Source organism: Methylobacterium sp. AC690, assembly GCF_979256535.1.
This window is the reverse complement of sequence record NZ_CEEDOX010000013.1, coordinates 89,521-108,554: the sequence shown is the minus strand read 5'-3', so window position 1 is coordinate 108,554 and position 19,034 is coordinate 89,521. Positions and strand designations below refer to the sequence as shown.

Genomic DNA, 19,034 nt, shown 5'->3' with positions numbered 1-19,034 from the left:
CGCTGTCTCCGTCCGCCTCCATGGCAGCGCCGACGCGGCCGCGAGGGTCGGCGGCGCCCAGGCTCCTGACGCGACGCGCGTCGGAGATGAGGCGCGCGACCTCGGCACCGAAGCGGCATCACCGGTTCGGAATAAAGGCGTTGTCGAAGGGGGGGCACGGCGAACTGGCCGCGCGGGGTTCGGGCTCATCAGCCTCTTCGCGGATCGAAGCCACCGAGCCGGCCCTCTCGCGCCGGGTCCGACGCCGACCGGCGGGCGCGGCGGGATGTTCAGCCCGCCGGCCGCGCGTCTCCTGCCTTCAGGGGCCGCCGCGCCCACCGACGGCGCCGAAGACCTGGCCCGTGGAGTAGCTTGCCTCGTTGGAGGCGAGCAGGACGTAGATGCCCGCGAGTTCGGCCGGCTGCCCCGGCCGCCCGATCGGCGTGTCCTTGCCGAAATTCGGCAGCTTCTCCGGCGGCTGCCCGCCGCAGACCTGGAGCGGCGTCCAGAAGGGTCCCGGCGCGACCGCATTCACCCGGATGCCGCTCTCCGCCAGTTGCTTGGCGAGACCCTTCGAGAAATTCACGATCGCCGCCTTGGTGGCGGCGTAGTCGAGCAGGGTCTCGGAAGGCTCATAGGCGTTGACCGAGGCCGTGTTGATGATCGCCGCGCCGGGCCCGAGATGCGCGAGAGCGGCTTTGGTGATCCAGAACATCGCGTACACATTGGTCCGGAAGGTCTGGTCGAGTTGCTCGGTGGTGATGTCGAGGATCGAGACCTGGGACTTCTGATAGACCGCGTTGTTGACGAGGATGTCGAGGCCACCGAGTTCGCGCGCCGCATCCGCCACCAGGCGCTGGCAGAAGGCCTCCTCGCGGATGTCGCCCGGTAGCGCCACCGCCTTGCGTCCGGCCTGCCGGATGAGCGCCACCACCTCGGCCGCATCCGGCTCCTCGGCCGGCAGGTAATTGATGGCCACGTCCGCGCCCTCGCGGGCATAGGCGATGGCCGCGGCTCGGCCGATGCCCGAATCGCCGCCGGTGATCAGCGCCTTACGGCCGGCGAGACGTCCGGACCCCTTGTAGCTGGTCTCACCATGGTCCGGGCGCGGCACCATCCGGCTCGCCAGCCCCGGCCACGCCTGCTGCTGCTTCTCGAAGGGGGGCTTCGGATAGCTGCGCGCCGGATTCGGAGCGGTATCGGTCTGCGCGACCTGCTCCTGGGCGCCCGCAGAACTTCCCAGGACGGCCACCATGCCGGCGGAGAGGCCCCCGACGAGGGCGCGCCGCGAGGGATCGGTCTTGGTCTCTGTCATCAGGACTTTCGCTGCTCATCGAGACGGCGGGCTGGACGATCGCCGCCCCCTGGGAGACCCGCGGCCCGGCCGCCCGTCATTGGGGGCGGACCGGGGTCGGCGATCGGAGGGGAAGTGCCTACTGGGTCCGGGTGGAGGCGCTCACCCGCCAGATCGTCTTGCCGACATCGTCCGAGACCAGCAGGGCGCCGGTCTTGTCGAGGATGACGCCGACGGGACGTCCCTGGGCCTTCTCGTCGGCGTTGAGGAAGCCGGTCAGCGCATCGACCGGCTGACCGGTGGGCTTACCGTCCTTGAAGGGCACGTAGATCACCTTGTAGCCGCTCTTCGGGCGGCGGTTCCACGAACCGTGCTGCGCGACGAACAGGCCGCTCTTCCAGGCCTCCGGCAGGCTGCTCGCCTGCGAGAACGCGATGCCGAGGGAGGCGGTGTGGGTGCCCACCGCATAGTCCGGCGCGATCGCCTTGGCGACGAGGTCGGGCTTCTGCGGCTCCACCCGCGCGTCGACGTGGTTGCCCCAGTAGCTGTAGGGCCAGCCGTAGAAGCCGCCCTCCTGCACGGAGGTGATGTAGTCGGGCACGAGGTCGCTGCCGATTTCGTCGCGCTCGTTCACCGCCGTCCAGAGCTTGCCCGTCACCGGCTCGAAACCGAGGCCGTTGGGGTTGCGCAGGCCGGTAGCGTATTCGCGCATCTGCTTGGTGGAAATCGTGTATTCCCAGATCGCCGCGCGGCCGGTCTCCTTGTCGAGGCCGTTCTCGCCGACATTGCTGTTCGAGCCGACGGTCACGTAGAGCTTCTGCCCATCGGGGCTGGCGATGACGTTCTTGGTCCAGTGGTGATTGATGCCGGACGGCAGGTCGACGAGCTTTTCCGGGGTCGCGGTGATCTCGGTCTGGCCCGCCTGGTAGGGCACCTTCACCAGCGAATCCGCGTTGGCGACGTAGAGGTCCGACCCGACCAGCGCCATGCCGAAGGGCGAGTGCAGGTCCTTCAGGAGCACGTGGCGTTCCTCGGCGACCCCGTCGCCGTTCGCGTCCCGCAGCAGGACGATCCGGTCGGGGCTCTTCACGCCGGCGCCGGCCAGGCTCTTGACCTTGTCGGCCACCCAATCCGCGACGCCGGTGGAAGGGTCGTCGGTCTGCGGCTTGTTGGCCTCGGCCACCAGCACGTCGCCGTTGGGCAGGAGGTACATCCAGCGCGGATGGTCGAAACCATCCGCGTAGGCCGCCACCTGCAGCCCATCCGCGGCCTGCGGCTTGGCGCCATTCTCCCAGCGGGCAACGCGGGCGATGTTTACGGTGGGCATCAGGGTCGGGTTCGGAGCCGGCAGGGTCGGACTCGCGCCCTGTCCGGCCGAGGCCTCGAGCGTGGCCTGCTCGGGATAGACGATGAAGCGCACGAAGGCCGCGCCGCCGAGGAGAACGACGGCCAGGGCCGCGAGGCCGAGTTTCGATCGGGTCCGCATGATGATCTCGTCAGCTGGCATGGTGCGCGAGGCCCAGCGGGCCACGCCTCATCGGAACAAGCACCCGAGACCGGTTTTGGCTCCATCGGCAGGGGTGGCGGTTCCTTTGCGGCAGCCCCTTGCGCAGGCTCCCTCGCCTCCGCTTGAATGCTGATCGCGACCCTGCACGCGCGAGGCGATCTCCGCAGGGACGCGGCGGCCCACGATCCCGCAGGCCATGTTCCCGCGGCCCATGATCCACCGGATGGACCCATGCTCAGGCGCTCGTTCCTCATCGCGGCCACGGCGGCAACGCTGGTCCCGTCCCGGCGGGCGCGATCGGCCGGCGGGCTCGTCCTGGCGACGGCGACGCCCGGCGGCTCGTTCCCCGCCTTCGGCCAGGCGCTGGCGGAGGCGCTCCGCACGGTCGATCCCGCGCTGTCCATCGCCCTGCAGCCCTCCAAGGGCTCGGCCGAAAATGTCGGTCTCCTGAAGGGCGGTTCCGTCGATCTCGCCCTGGTCCAGGGCGACTATGCCTATGACACCCTCAAGGCCGAGCCCGCGGCGGGGCCGCGGATCACCGTGGTCGCGCCGGTGAACGCCTCGCCGGGCCTCTTCGTCGTCCCGGCCGCCAGCCAGATCCACGGTGTGCCGGACCTGCGCGGCAGGCGCGTCGTGCTGGGCACCCACGCCTCCGGCCTCACCGTCATGGGCCGGACCGTCCTGGCAGGGTCAGGCCTCGACCCCGACCGCGACATCGCGCCGATCCTCCTCGACCGGGCCGGCGACGGCGCGGTCATGGTGCAGGACGGGCGCGCCGCGGCGCTCTGGGGGGCGGGGCTCGGCTGGCCGGGCTTCCGCACGCTGGCGGAGGCGCCCGGCGGCGCCCGCTTCTTCGGGCCGCCCGCCGATGCGATCGATCGCATCCTGGCGCTCGGAACCTCCCTCCGCCGCCGCACCGTTCCGGCAGGGGCCTTCGCGGGGCAGCACGCGCCCATCGAGACCGTCGGCTCCTGGAGCTTCGTCCTCGCCCGGCCGGACATCGACGGCGCGCAAGTGGCACGCTTCGTGGCGGCCCTGGCACGAAGCCAGGCGAGCCTCGCGCGGATCTACCCGCAGGGCGGCGACAGCGACCCGCGCAACCTGATCGACGCCGTGCCGCGGGGCTGGCTGCACCCGGCAAGCGCCGCCTACCTGCGCGACAGCGGAGCGCTTCCGTGAGCGGAGGCGCAACCTTCCCTCGCGCCAGCCGGTTGCGCTGAGCGGAAACGGGGGGAATGACATGCGGCAGGCCATCCTGGGAGTCACCCTCACGCTCCTCGCCGGTCCAGCCAGCGCGATCGAGGTCTCGCGCAGCCGCGACATCCCGGCCCCGGCCGCCGCCGTATGGGCGCTCATCGGCGGCTTCTGCTCCATCGCCCTGTGGCACCCGCAGGTGGTCGCCTGCGAAGCATCCGGGACCCGGGACGACGCCGACCGGGAGGACAACGAGCCCGTCCGCCGCCTCGTCGTCGCCGGAGGTCTCGGCACCCTCGTCGAAGCCGAGACCCGGCGCGACGAGGCCGGGATGAGCTACAGCTACGCCTTCATCGAGGGGCCCCTGCCGGTGGCGGCCTACAATGCCACCTTGCAGGTCCGGCCGAACGGCACCGGCGCGACGGTGGTGTGGAGCGCCACCTTCGACCCGGCCGGCATGAGCGAGGCCGAGGCCCGGGCCGACATCGAGGGCGTCTACGACCAGGGCCTCGACGGCATCGCCCGGGAGCTCGGCGCTCCGGCGACCCGCCCGCGATAGGTCCCCGCGACCCCCGATCCGGGATCAGCCCGCGGCGAGGCGAAGACCGGCCTTGTCCCGGCGCCGCACCTGGACCTGGTTGCGCCCGTTCGCCTTGGCCGCGTAGAGCGCCTGGTCCACCGCCTCGACGAAGGCGGCGGCGTCGGCCGCCCGGATTTCGGGGATCTGCGCCAGGCCCAGGCTGACGGTGAGCACCCCGAGGGGGCTGCTCGCATGCGGGACCTTCCAGCCCGCCACGGCCTCGCGGATGCGGTGGGCGACGATCTCCGCCCCCGCCGCGTCGGTCTCGGGCAGGATCACGGCGAATTCCTCACCGCCGATGCGGCAGGCCGTGTCGGAAGCATTGGCGATGCTGGCCTCGATGGAGCGCGCGATCAGCCGGAGGGCCTCGTCGCCCCGCTGGTGCCCGTAGCGGTCGTTGAAGCCCTTGAAGTAGTCGGCATCGAGGACGATGAGGGAGAGGGGCAGCTGGTTGCGGACCGCACGGCGCCATTCGCGTTCCAGCGCATCGTCGAACCGGCGCCGGTTGGCGAGGCCCGTCAGGGCATCGGTGGTGGCCAGCTTCTCGAGCTGGACGTTGAGGTCGAGGGCCGCCTGCTCCGCCGCCCTGCGCTGGTGCAGCTCGCGGCGGAACAGCCAGGTCAGGACGATGGTGGAGGCGCACAGGCTCAGCACCACCCCCCCGAGGACCAGGGCGCGGTGCCACCAATCGGCATAGATCTCCTCCGGCGCCACGGCGATGCTGAGGTGAAGCGGCAGGTCGCCGACCTTGGTGAACACGAAGTCGCGGCTGCCCTCGCCGACCATCGCAGGGCCGGTGAAGCGGCCCTCCGGTGCATCGAAGAACTTCCGGTAGCTGTCCGTGGCCGAGACGCTCCGCCCGATGACGCCCTCGTCGTAGGGCTCGCGCATGACGATCGTGCCGCCCGGACCGTAGAGGGTGACGGTGCCGGCATGATCGGCACCGACGGCGGCGAACAGCTGGCGGAAGTAGTCGAGATAGATCGAACCGAGCACGACCCCCGCGAAGCTGCCATCCGGGTCCGACAGGCGCCGGCTGATGATCAGCACCCGCTTGCCCGTGAGGCGCGAAACCAGGGGTTGGCTGATGTGCAGCTCGTTGCCCGGGTGGGTGATGTGGTACTGGAAATATTCGCGGTCGGCGTAGTTCAGCGGCTCGGGGGCGAGGGATTTCGAGCTGATGATCAGCTTCCCGACTCGGTCGAACACCAGGGTGTGGCCGAAGTTCTCGGCCGTGGCGGCGCGATCGAACAGGATCATCTGCCGGAGCTCGGGATCCGCCTGGGCCAGATCGGGAAGCTTCAGGCCATCGACGACGGCCCGCAGGGAGAGATCATAGAGCTCGATGTTCCGGGCGATATCGCGTCCCAGAACCTGCACGAGGCTCCGCGACGTCACCTCCGAGCGCCGGGCCGAATCAAGGCGCATCTGCCAGAGCATGAAGGCGGAGACGGCGCAGAGACCGATAATCGAAAGCAAGTTGATGGCACTCAGCCATCGGGCCGAATGCGTCCATCGAAATCGCTGCAGCAGGACGGGTCGCTTGGGCATCGTCAGCACCCTGACATCCATCGTTGATCTGCGGTCAGCGCGGCGTGAGCAAGGAGAACGACCGCCGCCAGAGTCCTTTCATCACCGAGAGCCAGTTAATTCTTTCTCCGTTTCCTGCGTATGCGTACGCTGATGGACCATTGCGGATTGGCGGGCCGGCGGATCAAGGGCCGTTCGGCCGCGTTGCCCCGGCGACGCGGACCGAACCGGACGGCGCACAGGACGGAAGGACCCTTCATGGCATCCCGGCATCGTCACATCCTGCTCCTTGCCTTCGGGCTGGCCGGCCCGGCCCTCGGGCTGGCAACGCAGGTCGCGGCCCAGGCACCGGCCGTCGCCCCGCCCGCGAGCGGGCAGGCGCACGACGAGGCGGTCTGCGCCGCGCAGGCCGACAAGAACGCGTTCACGGGCGCGCACCGCGAGACCTACCTGCGGGAATGCGTGGCGGGCGAGAAGCTCGATCGACCGAAGACGGATCCGGCGAAGCCGTGACGATCCGCGCCGCCGCGGATCCCGTTCAGAGAACGGCCTTCAGCTTGTCCGCCATGGACTGTTCCTTGTCGCGCCGCGACGAGAACGCCATGGTGAAGAAGACCCGCTGAACGCCGATCTCGCTCAATCTGGCCTCGCAGGCCTCGATGAGGGCGCAGATGTCGCTGAGTTCGCCCTCGATATTGGTCCCGTTGGCATGCATCTCGGCATTGAGGGGACTGGCGTCGATGACCGCCTTGATCTCTTTCACGTAGGGCGAGACCGAGGGGCCGACGCCCATCGGAACGATGCACAGATCCGCCACGACCTTCATGATGTGTCTCCCGGTGCCTGCTGACGCTGTCAGAGGTCGCACGCGCTCCGGCCTGTCAACCACGTCCGGACGCCGACGGCTCTCACCGCGGGGCCGCGGGTGGATCAAGGCGGGGGGAACGGAATCCGCACCTTCGCCGTATCTGCTGACCGACGGGGACCCCTCCGCGCCTCACGGGGCGCGTCTGTCGAGAGGTCCGGAGGACAGGAGACGATCGAGCCTTGACCGACAGGTTTCGCGCCCTCGCCGCGGCGATCGCCGCTCTGCTGCTGTCGACGGCCTGGGAAGCGCCGGCCCAGGCCGCGACCGAGGCACCGGCCGTCGAGGTGGAGGAGGGGCGCCCGGGACCGCCACCGCCACTCCCCGATCTGGCCGATCCCAACGGGCGTGCCGGCGAGCCCTTGAACCAGCCCGGCCCGAACTCCGGTATTCCGCGGGCGCTTCGCGGCTCTGCCGACCGAGCCGGTGGCCCGGCCAACGACCTGACCGAGGTCGACCGGCCGGATGAGCCGCCGCTTCCCAGGGCCGATCTCGCGCAGGTGCTGGAGGGCAAGGCCCTGTTCCACGGCAATTATTGCGGTGCCGGCCAACGGGGCGAGGGCTTGCCGCCGACCGACGATCTCGATGCCGCCTGCCTGCGCCACGACGCCTGCTTCGATGCGGCCGGGCATCGGTCCTGCGCCTGCAACGTCCGCCTCGAACGGGAAGCGGCCGCTGTCTCCGAGCGGCCGGGCCTCTCGCGGCAGGTTCGCGAGCGCGCCCTCAGCGTGGCCCAGGCCGCCGAGGTGATGGACTGCCAAGCCCCCTGACCGCCCTCTCGACGATGGCGCGGCTCGGGGACGTGATGCCCCCAACGAGAACGGCCGCCGCTCGTGACACGACGGCCGTCTTCGTTCTCGGAAAGGCGCTGCGGCTCAGATGTGGATCGCGCGCTTGCCGACCGCGAGGGCGGCTTCCTTGACCGCCTCGGTAAGGGTCGGGTGGGCGTGGCAGGTGCGGGCGACGTCCTCGGCCGAGGCGCCGAACTCCATCGCCACCGCGACTTCCGCGATCAGGTTGCCGGCATCGGCCCCGACGATGTGGACGCCGAGGACACGGTCGGTGGTGGCGTCGGCCAGGATCTTCACGAAGCCGTCCGTGGTGTGGTTCACCTTGGCACGGCCGTTGGCGGTGAAGGGGAACTTGCCGCTGTTGTAGGCAATGCCGTCCTTCTTGAGTTCCTCCTCCGACTTTCCGACGGAAGCGACCTCAGGGTAGGTGTAGACCACGTTCGGGATGACGCCGTAGTTCACGTGGCCCGACTGGCCGGCCAGCAGCTCGGCCACGGCGACACCCTCGTCCTCGGCCTTGTGGGCCAGCATCGGCCCGGCGATGACGTCGCCGATGGCGTAGATGCCGGTGACGTTGGTGGCGTAGTGGCTGTCCGTCTGGATGCGGCCCTTGTTGTCGAGGCCGACCCCCACCGTCTCCAGCCCGAGGCCTTCGGTGTAGGGCACCCGGCCGATGGCCACGAGCACGACGTCGGCCTGCAGCTTCTCGGCCTCGCCGCCGGCGGCGGGCTCCACCGTGACGGTGGCGGCGCCGTCCTTGACCTCGACGCCCGTGACCTTCGACGCGAGCTTGAACTGCATGCCCTGCTTGCCGAGGATGCGCTGGAACTGCTTGCCGACTTCGCCGTCCATGCCCGGCAGGATCCGGTCGAGATACTCGACCACGGTGACCTCGGAGCCGAGGCGGCGCCAGACCGAGCCGAGTTCGAGGCCGATGACGCCGGCGCCGATGATGAGAAGCTTGCCCGGGACCTTCTCCAGGGTGAGCGCACCGGTGGAGGAGACGACGACGGTCTCGTCGATGGTGACGCCCGGGAGCTTGGTGACGTCCGAGCCCGTGGCGATGACGACGTTCTTCGTCTCCAGGAGCTGGTTGCCGCCATCCTCGGACAGCACCTCGACGCGGCCGGCACCGGCGAGGCGCGCGGTGCCGCGATAGGCGTCGATGCCGTTCTTCTTGAGGAGGAACTCGACGCCCTTGGTGTTGCCGTCGACGCCGTCCTGCTTGAACGTCATCATCTTCGCGAGGTCGAGTTCGGGCGCGCTGACCATCACGCCCATGTCGGCGAAGTGCTTGCCCGCCTCTTCGAACGCTTCGGAGGCGTGCAGCAGGGCCTTCGACGGGATGCACCCGACGTTGAGGCAGGTGCCGCCGTGGGAGGCCCGCTTCTCCACCACGGCCGTCTTGAGGCCGAGCTGGGCGGCGCGAATGGCGCAGACGTAACCGCCGGGGCCGGTGCCGATGACGACGAGATCGTAGGACATAGGAATCTGACTCGCTGGATTGGGCGGCGGGTCATGCCCCACCATCGAAGTACGAAGCGCACGGAAGCGTCCGGCCGCGCGGGAGCGCGGCCGGCGGACGGCAGCTGCCGGGCCTTAGAGGTCGAGCACGAGGCGTGCCGGATCCTCCAGCGCCTCCTTGACGCGCACGAGGAAGGTCACGGCCTCCTTCCCGTCGACGATGCGGTGATCGTAGGACAGGGCGAGGTACATCATCGGGCGCGCCTCGATCTTGCCGGCGCGCACCACGGGGCGCTCCTCGATGCGGTGCATGCCGAGGATGCCGGATTGCGGCGCGTTGAGGATCGGCGTCGACATCAGCGAGCCGTAGATGCCGCCGTTGGTGATCGTGAAGGTGCCGCCCTGCATCTCGTCGATGGAGAGCTTGCCCTCGCGGGCCTTCTTGCCGAAGCCGGCGATCTTCTTCTCGATGCCGGCGATCGACAGGTCGTCGGCGTCGCGCACCACCGGCACCACGAGGCCCTTATCGGTGCCGACGGCGATGCCGATGTGGTAGTAGTTCTTGTAGACGAGGTCCTGCCCGTCGATCTCGGCGTTCACCGCCGGAACGTCCTTGAGGGCGCCGATCACCGCCTTGGTGAAGAAGCCCATGAAGCCGAGCTTGGTGCCGTGCTTCTTCTCGAAGATGTCCTTGTACTGGCTCCGCATCGCCATCACGGCCGACATGTCGACGTCGTTGAACGTCGTCAGCATCGCGGCACTGTCCTGCGCGTCCTTGAGACGGCGGGCGATGGTCTGGCGCAGCTTGGTCATGCGCACGCGCTCCTCGCGCGCGGCATCGTCGGGCTTCGAGGGCGCGCGCGGGGCGGCGGGCTTGGCCTCCCGCGCGGAGGCGGGCGCCGGGGCGGAGGGAGCCTTCGACGTGGCCTCGAGCATGTCGCCCTTGGTCACGCGGCCATCCTTGCCGCTGCCGTTCAGGGTCGCGGGGTCGATGCCGGACTCGCGCGCCATCTTGGCGACCGCGGGGCCGTGATCGCCGCTCTCCCGAGCCGCCGGCGGGGCGCCATCGCCATGGTTGCCGTAGCCGGCCGAGGTGTCCTGGGCCGGCGGTTCCGCGGCCTTGGTCTCGGACTTGGTCTCCGTCTCGGACTTGGTCTCGGCCTTCTTCGGCGCCGCGGCCTTGCCCCCGCCGGCCCCGGCCTCGACGATCGAACCGAGGAGCGCGCCGGGCTCCACCGTCTCGCCGTCCTTGGCCAGGATCTCGCCGAGCTGACCCGCGGCCGGCGCGTTCACCTCGAGGGTGACCTTGTCGGTCTCGAGTTCCACCAAGGGCTCATCGGCTGCCACGGCGTCGCCCGGCTTCTTGAACCAGCGGCCGATGGTGGCCTCGCTCACGGATTCGCCCAGGGTCGGGACGACGATATCGGTTGCCATGGTTCAGTGTCCGTCCGGAGGGTTTGGGACGCCGCTCTGCGGCGCCCTCGGATCGCGAAACGTGGGGGCGAGTAACGTGGAGAGAGGGCCGGCGGTCAGACCGCCAGCGCCTCGTTGAGGAAGGCCTGGAGCTGGGCCTGGTGCTTGGAGAGCATGCCCACCGCCGTGGAGGCGGAGGCCGGGCGACCGACGTAGCGCGCACGCTTCACCGGCGACTGGGCCTGGCCGAGCACCCATTCGAGGTAGGGCTCGACGAAGGCCCAGGAGCCCATGTTCTTCGGCTCCTCCTGGCACCACACCACCTCGGCGTTGCGGAAGCGCGCCATCTCGTTGGCCAGGGCCTTCAGGGGGAACGGGTAGAGCTGCTCGACGCGCATCAGGTAGACGTCGTTGACGCCACGCTTCTCGCGCTCCTCGTAGAGGTCGTAATAGACCTTGCCCGAGCACAGCACGACGCGCCGGACCTTGTCGTCCTTCACGAGCTTGATGCCGTCCTCGTCGCGCTCGGCATCGTCCCAGAGCACGCGGTGGAAGCTCGAGCCCTCCGCCATGGCCTCGATCGGCGAGACCGCCTTCTTGTGGCGCAGAAGCGACTTCGGCGTCATCAGGATGAGCGGCTTGCGGAACTCGCGGTGCAGCTGGCGCCGCAGGATGTGGAAGTAGTTCGAGGGCGTGGTGCAGTTGGCGACCTGCATGTTGTCCTCGGCGCACATCTGCAGGAAGCGCTCCAGGCGGGCGGAGGAGTGCTCCGGGCCCTGGCCCTCGTAGCCGTGCGGCAGCAGCAGGGTCAGGCCCGACATGCGCAGCCACTTGCGCTCGCCCGACGAGATGAACTGGTCGATGACCACCTGGGCGCCGTTGGCGAAGTCGCCGAACTGCGCCTCCCACAGCACCAGGGCGTTGGGCTCGGCCGCGGAGTAGCCGTACTCGAAGCCGAGCACCGCCTCCTCGGAGAGCATCGAGTTGATGACCTCCAGGCTGGCCTGGCCCTCGCGGATCGAATTCAGCGAGGTGTAGCGCTGCTCGTTCTCCTGGTCGATCACCACCGCGTGGCGCTGCGAGAAGGTGCCGCGCTCCACGTCCTGGCCCGACAGGCGGACGCGATTCCCCTCGATGAGGAGCGAGCCGAAGGCCAGCGCCTCGGCGGTGGCCCAATCGATGCCCTGGCCCGAGTCCACCGCCTTGGCGCGGTTGTCGAAGAAGCGCTGGATCGTCCGGTGCAGGTGGAAACCGGGGGGCGGCGTGGTGATGCGCTGGGCGATCTCCCGCAGGGTCTCCACCGGCACGCCGGTCTTGCCGCGGCGCGGATCGTCCACGTCCTCGCGGACGGCCTTGAAGCCGGCCCAGCGGCCGTCGAGCCAATCGGCCTTGTTGGCCTTGTAGTTCGTCGCGACCTCCAGCTCGGCGTCGAGCATGGCGCGGAACTCGGCCTTGCGCGCGTCGAGCTGCTCCTGGCTCACCACGCTCTCGGCGACGAGCTTCTTGCCGTAGGTCTCCAGCGCGGTCGGGTGCTTGCGGATGCGCTGGTACATCTTCGGCTGGGTGAAGGCCGGCTCGTCGCCCTCGTTGTGGCCGAAGCGGCGGTAGCAGAGCATGTCGATGACGACGGGCTTGCCGAACCGCTGGCGGTACTCGATCGCGATCTTGGCCGCGAAGGTCACGGCCTCCGGGTCGTCGCCGTTGCAGTGGAAGATCGGTGCCTCGACCATCTTCGCCACGTCGGACGGATAGGGCGAGGAGCGCGAGAAGCGCGGATCGGTGGTGAAGCCGATCTGGTTGTTGATGATGAAGTGGATCGAGCCGCCGGTGCGGTGCCCCTTCAGGCCGGACAGGCCGAGGCACTCGGCCACCACGCCCTGGCCCGCGAAGGCCGCGTCGCCGTGGATGAGCAGCGGCACCACGCGGGTGCGCTCCACCGTGGGCTTGGCCCGCTGGTCCTGCTTGGCGCGCACCTTGCCGAGCACGACGGGATCGACGATCTCGAGGTGCGACGGGTTGGCGGTGAGCGAGAGGTGGACGTTGTTGCCGTCGAAGGCACGGTCCGACGAGGCACCGAGATGGTACTTCACGTCGCCGGAGCCCTCGACTTCGGCCGGGTTGGCCGAGCCGCCCTTGAACTCGTTGAACACCGCCCGGAAGGGCTTGGCCATCACGTTGGTGAGCACGTTGAGCCGGCCGCGGTGGGCCATGCCCACGACGATCTCCTCGGCACCGAGCGCGCCGCCGCGCTTGATGATCTGCTCGAGGGCCGGGATCATCGCCTCCGAGCCGTCGAGGCCGAAGCGCTTGGTGCCGGTGTACTTGAGGTCGAGGAACTTCTCGAAGCCCTCCGCCTCGATCAGCTTGTTGAGGATCGCGCGCCGGCCCTCGGGGGTGAAGGTGATCTCCTTGCCCTTGCCCTCGATGCGCTCCTGAATCCACGCCTTCTCCTCCGGATTGGAGATGTGCATGAACTCGACGCCGAGCGTCTGGCAGTAGGTGCGCTCCAGGATCTCGACGATCTCCCGGATGGTCGAGAATTCGAGGCCGAGCACGTTGTCGAGGAAGATCGGGCGGTCCCAGTCCTTCTCCTCGAAGCCGTAATGCTGCGGATGCAGCTCCTCGTGGTCGCCGCGGGGGGCGAGGCCGAGGGGATCGAGCTTGGCGTGCAGGTGGCCGCGCATGCGGTAGGCGCGGATCAGCATGATCGCGCGGACCGAGTCCTTCGTCGCCTGCTCCACCGAGATCCCGGGAGCCGAGGCGATGACGGCCCCCTTGGCCGGGGCCGTCGCGGTGTCGGATTTGGCGCGGATCTTGTCGCCCATCGCCTTCTCGACGGTGGCCCAGTTGCCGTCGAGGGCCGAGACGATCTCGCCGTTGGCGTGGATCGGCCAGTTCGGCCGCTCCCACGAGGCGCCGGCCGCGTTCTTCTCCGCCAGGCCCTTGTCCTCGTTCAGGGACCGGAAGAACGTCTGCCACTCGGGGTCGACCGAGTTCGGATCACGGGCGTAAGACGCCTGCAGCTCCTCGATATAGGCGGCGTTGCCGCCGTAGAGGAACGAGGTTTCGAGCGCGTCCTGGCGTGCCATCGTTCGGGTCATCCTGCCGCTGTGCGGGGTCCTCCGCCGGGGAGGCCCCCTGCCCGACCCCATCCGCGCGGATCGCGGCCGGGATCGGATGTCTCGGGAAAGACGCGGGCCCCGATGGGCTCGCGTCGCTCAGTCGTCAGATGGGGTCGCGGACCTGAACCTCGTACAACGCGAGGCCCGCGTCCCGTGCGTGTCAGCCGCGCAGGACCTCGACGAGGGTGCTGCCGAGGCGGGCCGGCGAGGGCGAGACCCGGATGCCGGCCGCTTCCATTGCGGCGATCTTGTCCTCGGCGCCGCCCTTGCCGCCCGAGATGATGGCGCCCGCATGGCCCATGCGGCGGCCCGGAGGCGCCGTGCGGCCGGCGATGAACCCGACCATGGGCTTCTTGCGGCCGCGCTTGGCCTCGTCGGCGAGGAACTGCGCCGCCTCCTCCTCGGCCGAGCCGCCGATCTCGCCGATCATCACGATCGACTCGGTCTTGTCGTCGGCGAGGAACAGCTCGAGCATGGAGATGAACTCCGTGCCCTTCACCGGGTCGCCGCCGATGCCGACCGCGGTGGTCTGGCCGAGGCCCGCATTGGTGGTCTGGAACACGGCCTCGTAGGTCAGCGTGCCGGAGCGGGAGACGATGCCCACCGAGCCCGGCTTGAAGATGTTGGCCGGCATGATGCCGATCTTGCACTGGCCGGCGGTGACGATGCCGGGGCAGTTCGGCCCGACGAGCCGGGACTTCGAGCCCTCCAGGGCGCGCTTGACGCGCACCATGTCGAGGACCGGGATCCCTTCCGTGATGCAGACGATGAGCGGGATCTCCGCCTGGATCGCCTCGCAGATCGCGTCCGCCGCGCCCGGCGGCGGCACGTAGACGACCGATGCCGTCGCGCCCGTGGCCTCGCGGGCCTCCGCCACCGTGTCGAAGACCGGCAGGTTGAGGTGCTTGGAGCCGCCCTTCCCCGGGCTGGTGCCGCCGACCATCTTGGTGCCGTAGGCGATGGCCTGCTCGGAGTGGAAGGTCCCGTTCTTGCCGGTGAAGCCCTGGCAGATGACCTTGGTGTTCGCGTCGATCAGGATGGACATGGGTACTCTCAGCCCTTCTTCACGGCGGCGACGATCTTCTGCGCGGCGTCGTCGAGGTCATCGGCGGGGATCACGTTCAGGCCGGAATTCCGGATGATCTCCTTGCCCTTCTCGACGTTGGTGCCCTCGAGGCGCACCACCAGGGGCACCTGCAGGCCCACCGCCTTCACCGCCGCGATCACGCCGTTGGCGATCACGTCGCACTTCATGATGCCGCCGAAGATGTTGACCAGGATGCCCTTCACCTGCGGGTCGGCGGTGATGATCTTGAAGGCCGCGGTGACCTTCTCCTCGGAGGCACCGCCGCCCACGTCGAGGAAGTTCGCCGGCTCCTCGCCATAGAGCTTGATGATGTCGAGGGTCGCCATGGCGAGGCCGGCGCCGTTGACCATGCAGCCGATGGTGCCGTCGAGGGCGATGTAGGCGAGATCGTACTTCGAGGCCTCGATCTCCTTGGCGTCCTCCTCGGTCTCGTCGCGGAGCGCGACGATGTCGGGGTGGCGGTAGAGGGCGTTCGAGTCGAAGGAGATCTTGGCGTCGAGACACTTGAGATGGCCATCGCCGGTGAGCACCAGCGGGTTGATCTCCAGCATGCTCATGTCCTTGGCGGTGAACGCCTCGTAGAGCCGGGTGGTGAGGTCGCCGGCTTCCTTGGCCTGGGCGCCGCTGAGGCCGAGCGTCTTGGCGACGAGGCGGCCGTGATGGGGCATCACGCCCGTGGCGGGATCGACCGAGAAGGTGACGATCTTCTCGGGCGTGTCGTGCGCCACCGTCTCGATGTCCATGCCGCCCTCGGTGGAGACCACGAACGCGACCTTTCCGGTCTCGCGGTCGACCAGCATCGAGAGGTAGAACTCCGCCTCGATCTGGGCGCCCTCCTCGATGTAGAGGCGGTTGACCTGCTTGCCGGCCTCGCCGGTCTGGATCGTGACCAGGGTCTGGCCCAGCATTTCGCCGGCGAACTGCTTCACTTCGTCGAGGGACTTGGTGACGCGCACCCCGCCCTTGGCGCCGGCGGGAGCGCCCTTGAAGGTGCCCTTGCCGCGGCCGCCCGCGTGGATCTGCGACTTCACCACCCAGACCGGGCCGCCGAGTTCCCGGGCGGCCGCCTCGGCCTCTTCCGGCTTGAAGATCGCCACACCCTTGGAAACCGGCAGGCCGAATTCCTTCAGCACCGCCTTGGCCTGGTACTCGTGAATGTTCATGGATGAGAACCTCAGCGTCATCCCGGGGCCGCGCAGCGGAGCCCGGGATCCAGAAACACAGGTTGCGATCCAGCCTGCCGCATCGGCGGCCCTGGATTCCGGGCGCGCCCGCGGCGCCCCGGAATGACGGTCGAACTAGGCCAGCGCGGGGTTCACGCCCTTGCAGGCCTCGATCAGGGTCTTCACGGCGCCGACCGACTTGTCGAACATCGCCTTCTCGTCGCCGTTGAATTCGACCTCGAGGACGCGCTCGACGCCGTTCGCGCCGATCACGATCGGCACGCCGACATACATGTCGGAGACGCCGTACTCGCCGTTGAGGTAGGCGGCGCAGGGGAGCACGCGGCGCTTGTCGCGCAGGTAGCTCTCGGCCATGGCGATGGCCGAGGCGGCGGGGGCGTAGAAGGCCGAGCCGGTCTTGAGCAGGTTGACGATCTCGCCGCCGCCCTTGCGGGTGCGCTCGACCATGGCGTCGAGCTTCTCCTGCGTGGTCCAGCCGAGCTTGACCAGGTCGGGGAGGGGTACGCCGGCAACCGTGGAGTAGCGCACCAGCGGGACCATGTCGTCGCCGTGGCCGCCGAGCACGAAGGCGGTGACGTCCTCCACCGAGACCTTGAACTCGTCGGCGAGGAAGTGGCGGAAGCGGGCCGAATCGAGCACGCCGGCCATGCCGACCACCTTGTGGGTGGGCAGGCCGGAGAACTTCTGCAGGGCCCAGACCATCGCGTCGAGGGGGTTGGTGATGCAGATGACGAAGGCGTCCGGCGCGTGCTGCTTGATGCCGGTGCCGACGGCCTCCATGACCTTCAGGTTGATCCCGATCAGGTCGTCGCGGCTCATGCCGGGCTTGCGCGGTACGCCGGCGGTGACGATCACCACGTCGGCCCCCGCGATCGCCGCATAGTCGCTGGCGCCCGTGTAGGTCGCATCGAAGCCGTCAACGGGCGCGGATTCCGCGATGTCGAGACCCTTGCCCTGCGGAACGCCGTCGGCGATGTCGAACAGCACGACGTCGCCGAGTTCCTTCAGGCCGGCGAGGTGCGCGAGGGTTCCACCGATCTGTCCAGCGCCGATGAGCGCGATCTTGCTGCGTGCCATGGGGGAAACGAACCTCCGGTCCTTGCGTGGCGGTCGCGGCGCTGGGAGGCTTGAAAAACCACCGGCGCGTTGCTGCGGCGGTGTGTGGCGGAAAAGGCCCAGGGCTTCAACCGAGGCACGAAGGGCAAAGCAGGGCGAAGGTCAGGACGGGTGCCGGCCGGGCTCCCGGCCGGTTGGAAAAAACCGTTCAGGACCGGAGAGTTAGAGAAACGAGCGCCGAGTTTACCCCGGGATCGAGCCTAAGTGACAGAGAGGAAATTCTGTCACAGAGCCTCAGAGCGTCCCCGTCCGCAACACCTTCTGGATCGCCAGAATCACGGCGCCGAGGCGGGCTTCCACGAGGTCGCGCGGCAGGTCGGCATCGTGCTGAATCGCCAGCGGATGGGTGAAGCGGTAGCTGGCGTCGAAGATATGGGCGATGGCCCGCTCCCGGTCGCGGGCGATGAAGGCACCGGCCCCGATCCCTTCCTCGACGACCCGCTCGACCAGGCTGCGCAGCCGGACCCGGTGACGCCGGGCGATGGGCCGTGCCCCCACGGTGGCGTCGAGATGGACGGCGAAGAGGTTCGGTTCGTGGACCAGGGTCTCGCGCTGGACGCTGGCCAGGGCGGTGAGCAGGCGCTCGATCTTGTCGTCGGCCGGGTCCGGCGCGTCGGCGATGCGGGCGAGCTCCGCCTCGACGTCGCGCAGCCAGCGCCCCGCCACGGCATCGAGGAGCGCGTCCTTCGACGGGAAGTAGCGGTAGACGTTGGCATGCGTCATGCCCGCTTCGGCGGCGACGGCCACCACGGTGACCCGCTTGGGACCGAGGCGCCGCAGGTGCTCCGTGGCGACGGCGAGGAGCCGCGCATCGACGGCCAGGGGAGCCGCGGCCCGTGGTGCCGGACGCGCGACGCGCGGCACCGTAAGGCGGACGGCGCTGTCCGGGGCTTTCCGGTCGTCCGACGGTTCGCTTCCCCCGCTCTCGCCGAGGTCGATCTCATGCCCGAAGGCGAAGGGCGGGCCGGGCGGCTGCATCAAATCGGACACCGGGGCTCGTGGATGGACGGGATGGACCGATCCGGACAGAGCCGCTTCGCGAGAAGTGGATTTCCACCCGGAAAGTCCAACGAGGCCAATATCAATGACAGCACCAGCCTCGCTGTAACGCCCCTTTAACGACTCAGAACCGGTTCTTCCAGGCCCTCAGTGCGGCAAAGACAACCGACGGCTGGGTGCCGGGGGCGAGATCCACCCCTTGGGCGAGGCTCGGCTCGCCGGCACGCAGGAACGGATTGGTCGCGCGCTCCGCCCCCAGGGTGGTGGGAATCAGGAAGCGGCCCTCCGCCCGGGCCCGCTCGGCCTCGGCGGCCCGGGCGGCGAGGGCGGCATTGCCGGGCTCGGCCGCCAGCGCGAACCGGGCGTTGGAGAGCACGTAGTCGTGGCCGCTATAGACCTGGGTCTCGTCCGGCAGCGGCAGGAAGCGCTCCAGGGAGCGCCACAGGGTGGCGGGCTCGGCCTCCATCACCCGGCCGCAGCCGAGGGTGAACAGGGTGTCGCCGGCAAAGATCACGCCCGCCGCCTCGAACCAGTAGGTGACATGGTCGGCGCAGTGCCCCGGCGTCTCCCAGACCCGCGCCACGAGGTCGCCGACCCGGACCACGTCGCCCTCCGCGACCGTGGCGTCGACGTCCGGCACGGCGTCGCCGGCCTTCAGGGGTGCCGTCACCCGGGCGCCGGTGCGGCGCTTCACCTCCGGGATGCCCTCCACGTGATCACCGTGCCGATGCGTGACGAGGATATCGGTGAGGGTCCAGCCGGTCTCGTCGAGGGCCGCCAGCACGGGGCCGGCCTCGGGCACGTCGATGGCGGCGCAGGCGCCGGTGGCGGGATCGCGGATCAGGACCCCGATGTTGTCGCTGCGGCACAGGAAGGTGCGGATCTCGGGCTTCGGGGCGCTCATGGGGC

The 19,034-nt window shown here is 69.4% G+C and carries 16 protein-coding genes; 4 read left to right on the top strand and 12 right to left on the bottom strand.

Annotation, left to right across the window (positions count from 1 at the left end):
- Positions 1 to 298: 298 nt before the first annotated feature.
- Both AC0IY1_RS16405 and AC0IY1_RS16400 read right to left on the bottom strand, forming a co-directional pair.
- Entirely contained in the window at positions 299 to 1,294 is a 996-nt protein-coding gene (locus AC0IY1_RS16405; RefSeq protein WP_471770887.1) for an SDR family oxidoreductase, read from the bottom strand.
- A 118-nt stretch (positions 1,295 to 1,412) separates the two neighbouring features.
- Positions 1,413 to 2,759: a PQQ-dependent sugar dehydrogenase gene (locus AC0IY1_RS16400; protein ID WP_471770885.1), complete on the bottom strand. Its 1,347-nt coding sequence runs from the start codon at positions 2,757 to 2,759 to the stop codon at positions 1,413 to 1,415.
- A 252-nt stretch (positions 2,760 to 3,011) separates the two neighbouring features.
- Here AC0IY1_RS16400 and AC0IY1_RS16395 point away from each other — a divergent pair, with 252 nt between their 5' ends.
- Both AC0IY1_RS16395 and AC0IY1_RS16390 read left to right on the top strand, forming a co-directional pair.
- Entirely contained in the window at positions 3,012 to 3,959 is a 948-nt protein-coding gene (locus AC0IY1_RS16395; RefSeq protein ID WP_471770883.1) for a TAXI family TRAP transporter solute-binding subunit, read from the top strand.
- 61 nt (positions 3,960 to 4,020) lie between these two features.
- Positions 4,021 to 4,533 (top strand): SRPBCC family protein, encoded by a 513-nt coding sequence (locus tag AC0IY1_RS16390; protein ID WP_103709059.1) that lies wholly within the window; start codon positions 4,021 to 4,023, stop codon positions 4,531 to 4,533.
- Positions 4,534 to 4,557: 24 nt separating this feature from the next.
- Here AC0IY1_RS16390 and AC0IY1_RS16385 read toward each other — a convergent pair whose 3' ends face one another.
- A complete protein-coding gene (locus AC0IY1_RS16385) occupies positions 4,558 to 6,033 on the bottom strand; it encodes a sensor domain-containing diguanylate cyclase (RefSeq protein ID WP_162242023.1) in 1,476 nt (491 codons plus the stop codon).
- Between the two features lie 309 nt (positions 6,034 to 6,342).
- Here AC0IY1_RS16385 and AC0IY1_RS16380 point away from each other — a divergent pair, with 309 nt between their 5' ends.
- Positions 6,343 to 6,597, top strand: coding sequence for a hypothetical protein (locus AC0IY1_RS16380; protein WP_471770880.1), 255 nt, complete (start codon positions 6,343 to 6,345; stop codon positions 6,595 to 6,597).
- Positions 6,598 to 6,622: 25 nt separating this feature from the next.
- Here the strand turns inward: AC0IY1_RS16380 and AC0IY1_RS16375 are convergent, their stop codons facing one another.
- Positions 6,623 to 6,910 (bottom strand): MTH1187 family thiamine-binding protein, encoded by a 288-nt coding sequence (locus tag AC0IY1_RS16375; RefSeq protein ID WP_055946193.1) that lies wholly within the window; start codon positions 6,908 to 6,910, stop codon positions 6,623 to 6,625.
- Between the two features lie 221 nt (positions 6,911 to 7,131).
- Here AC0IY1_RS16375 and AC0IY1_RS16370 point away from each other — a divergent pair, with 221 nt between their 5' ends.
- Positions 7,132 to 7,719: a hypothetical protein gene (locus AC0IY1_RS16370; RefSeq protein ID WP_471770878.1), complete on the top strand. Its 588-nt coding sequence runs from the start codon at positions 7,132 to 7,134 to the stop codon at positions 7,717 to 7,719.
- A 105-nt stretch (positions 7,720 to 7,824) separates the two neighbouring features.
- Here the strand turns inward: AC0IY1_RS16370 and lpdA are convergent, their stop codons facing one another.
- From lpdA to gloB, 8 genes are all read right to left on the bottom strand, one after another.
- The gene (gene lpdA / locus AC0IY1_RS16365) at positions 7,825 to 9,225 is read right to left on the bottom strand and encodes a dihydrolipoyl dehydrogenase (RefSeq protein ID WP_471770876.1); all 1,401 of its coding nucleotides are present in this window, start codon (positions 9,223 to 9,225) and stop codon (positions 7,825 to 7,827) included.
- A 114-nt stretch (positions 9,226 to 9,339) separates the two neighbouring features.
- Positions 9,340 to 10,638, bottom strand: coding sequence for a 2-oxoglutarate dehydrogenase complex dihydrolipoyllysine-residue succinyltransferase (gene odhB / locus AC0IY1_RS16360; RefSeq protein WP_471770874.1), 1,299 nt, complete (start codon positions 10,636 to 10,638; stop codon positions 9,340 to 9,342).
- A 95-nt stretch (positions 10,639 to 10,733) separates the two neighbouring features.
- Entirely contained in the window at positions 10,734 to 13,706 is a 2,973-nt protein-coding gene (locus tag AC0IY1_RS16355) for a 2-oxoglutarate dehydrogenase E1 component (RefSeq protein ID WP_055946206.1), read from the bottom strand.
- Positions 13,707 to 13,899: 193 nt separating this feature from the next.
- Positions 13,900 to 14,784 (bottom strand): succinate--CoA ligase subunit alpha, encoded by an 885-nt coding sequence (sucD, locus tag AC0IY1_RS16350; RefSeq protein WP_055946209.1) that lies wholly within the window; start codon positions 14,782 to 14,784, stop codon positions 13,900 to 13,902.
- Positions 14,785 to 14,792: 8 nt separating this feature from the next.
- A complete protein-coding gene (sucC, locus tag AC0IY1_RS16345) occupies positions 14,793 to 15,989 on the bottom strand; it encodes an ADP-forming succinate--CoA ligase subunit beta (RefSeq protein WP_055946213.1) in 1,197 nt (398 codons plus the stop codon).
- A 135-nt stretch (positions 15,990 to 16,124) separates the two neighbouring features.
- The gene (mdh, locus tag AC0IY1_RS16340) at positions 16,125 to 17,087 is read right to left on the bottom strand and encodes a malate dehydrogenase (RefSeq protein ID WP_055946216.1); all 963 of its coding nucleotides are present in this window, start codon (positions 17,085 to 17,087) and stop codon (positions 16,125 to 16,127) included.
- Positions 17,088 to 17,360: 273 nt separating this feature from the next.
- The gene (locus AC0IY1_RS16335) at positions 17,361 to 18,104 is read right to left on the bottom strand and encodes a TetR family transcriptional regulator (protein ID WP_082512756.1); all 744 of its coding nucleotides are present in this window, start codon (positions 18,102 to 18,104) and stop codon (positions 17,361 to 17,363) included.
- 145 nt (positions 18,105 to 18,249) lie between these two features.
- On the bottom strand, positions 18,250 to 19,029 hold the full coding sequence (gene gloB / locus AC0IY1_RS16330; RefSeq protein WP_471770872.1) for a hydroxyacylglutathione hydrolase: 780 nt from the start codon (positions 19,027 to 19,029) through the stop codon (positions 18,250 to 18,252).
- Between the last annotated feature and the right edge of the window lie 5 nt (positions 19,030 to 19,034).

Excerpts from the sequence above, each read along its gene's own strand:
- gloB (WP_471770872.1), bottom strand. The coding sequence starts at position 19,029 with ATGAGCGCCCCGAAGCCCGAGATCCGCACCTTCCTGTGCCGCAGCGAC.
- AC0IY1_RS16395 (WP_471770883.1), top strand. The coding sequence starts at position 3,012 with ATGCTCAGGCGCTCGTTCCTCATCGCGGCCACGGCGGCAACGCTGGTC.
- sucD (WP_055946209.1), bottom strand. The coding sequence starts at position 14,784 with ATGTCCATCCTGATCGACGCGAACACCAAGGTCATCTGCCAGGGCTTC.
- mdh (WP_055946216.1), bottom strand. The coding sequence starts at position 17,087 with ATGGCACGCAGCAAGATCGCGCTCATCGGCGCTGGACAGATCGGTGGA.
- sucC (WP_055946213.1), bottom strand. The coding sequence starts at position 15,989 with ATGAACATTCACGAGTACCAGGCCAAGGCGGTGCTGAAGGAATTCGGC.
- AC0IY1_RS16335 (WP_082512756.1), bottom strand. The coding sequence starts at position 18,104 with ATGCAGCCGCCCGGCCCGCCCTTCGCCTTCGGGCATGAGATCGACCTC.
- AC0IY1_RS16355 (WP_055946206.1), bottom strand. The coding sequence starts at position 13,706 with ATGGCACGCCAGGACGCGCTCGAAACCTCGTTCCTCTACGGCGGCAAC.
- AC0IY1_RS16400 (WP_471770885.1), bottom strand. The coding sequence starts at position 2,759 with ATGCGGACCCGATCGAAACTCGGCCTCGCGGCCCTGGCCGTCGTTCTC.
- AC0IY1_RS16390 (WP_103709059.1), top strand. The coding sequence starts at position 4,021 with ATGCGGCAGGCCATCCTGGGAGTCACCCTCACGCTCCTCGCCGGTCCA.
- odhB (WP_471770874.1), bottom strand. The coding sequence starts at position 10,638 with ATGGCAACCGATATCGTCGTCCCGACCCTGGGCGAATCCGTGAGCGAG.
- AC0IY1_RS16380 (WP_471770880.1), top strand. The coding sequence starts at position 6,343 with ATGGCATCCCGGCATCGTCACATCCTGCTCCTTGCCTTCGGGCTGGCC.
- lpdA (WP_471770876.1), bottom strand. The coding sequence starts at position 9,225 with ATGTCCTACGATCTCGTCGTCATCGGCACCGGCCCCGGCGGTTACGTC.
- AC0IY1_RS16375 (WP_055946193.1), bottom strand. The coding sequence starts at position 6,910 with ATGAAGGTCGTGGCGGATCTGTGCATCGTTCCGATGGGCGTCGGCCCC.
- AC0IY1_RS16405 (WP_471770887.1), bottom strand. The coding sequence starts at position 1,294 with ATGACAGAGACCAAGACCGATCCCTCGCGGCGCGCCCTCGTCGGGGGC.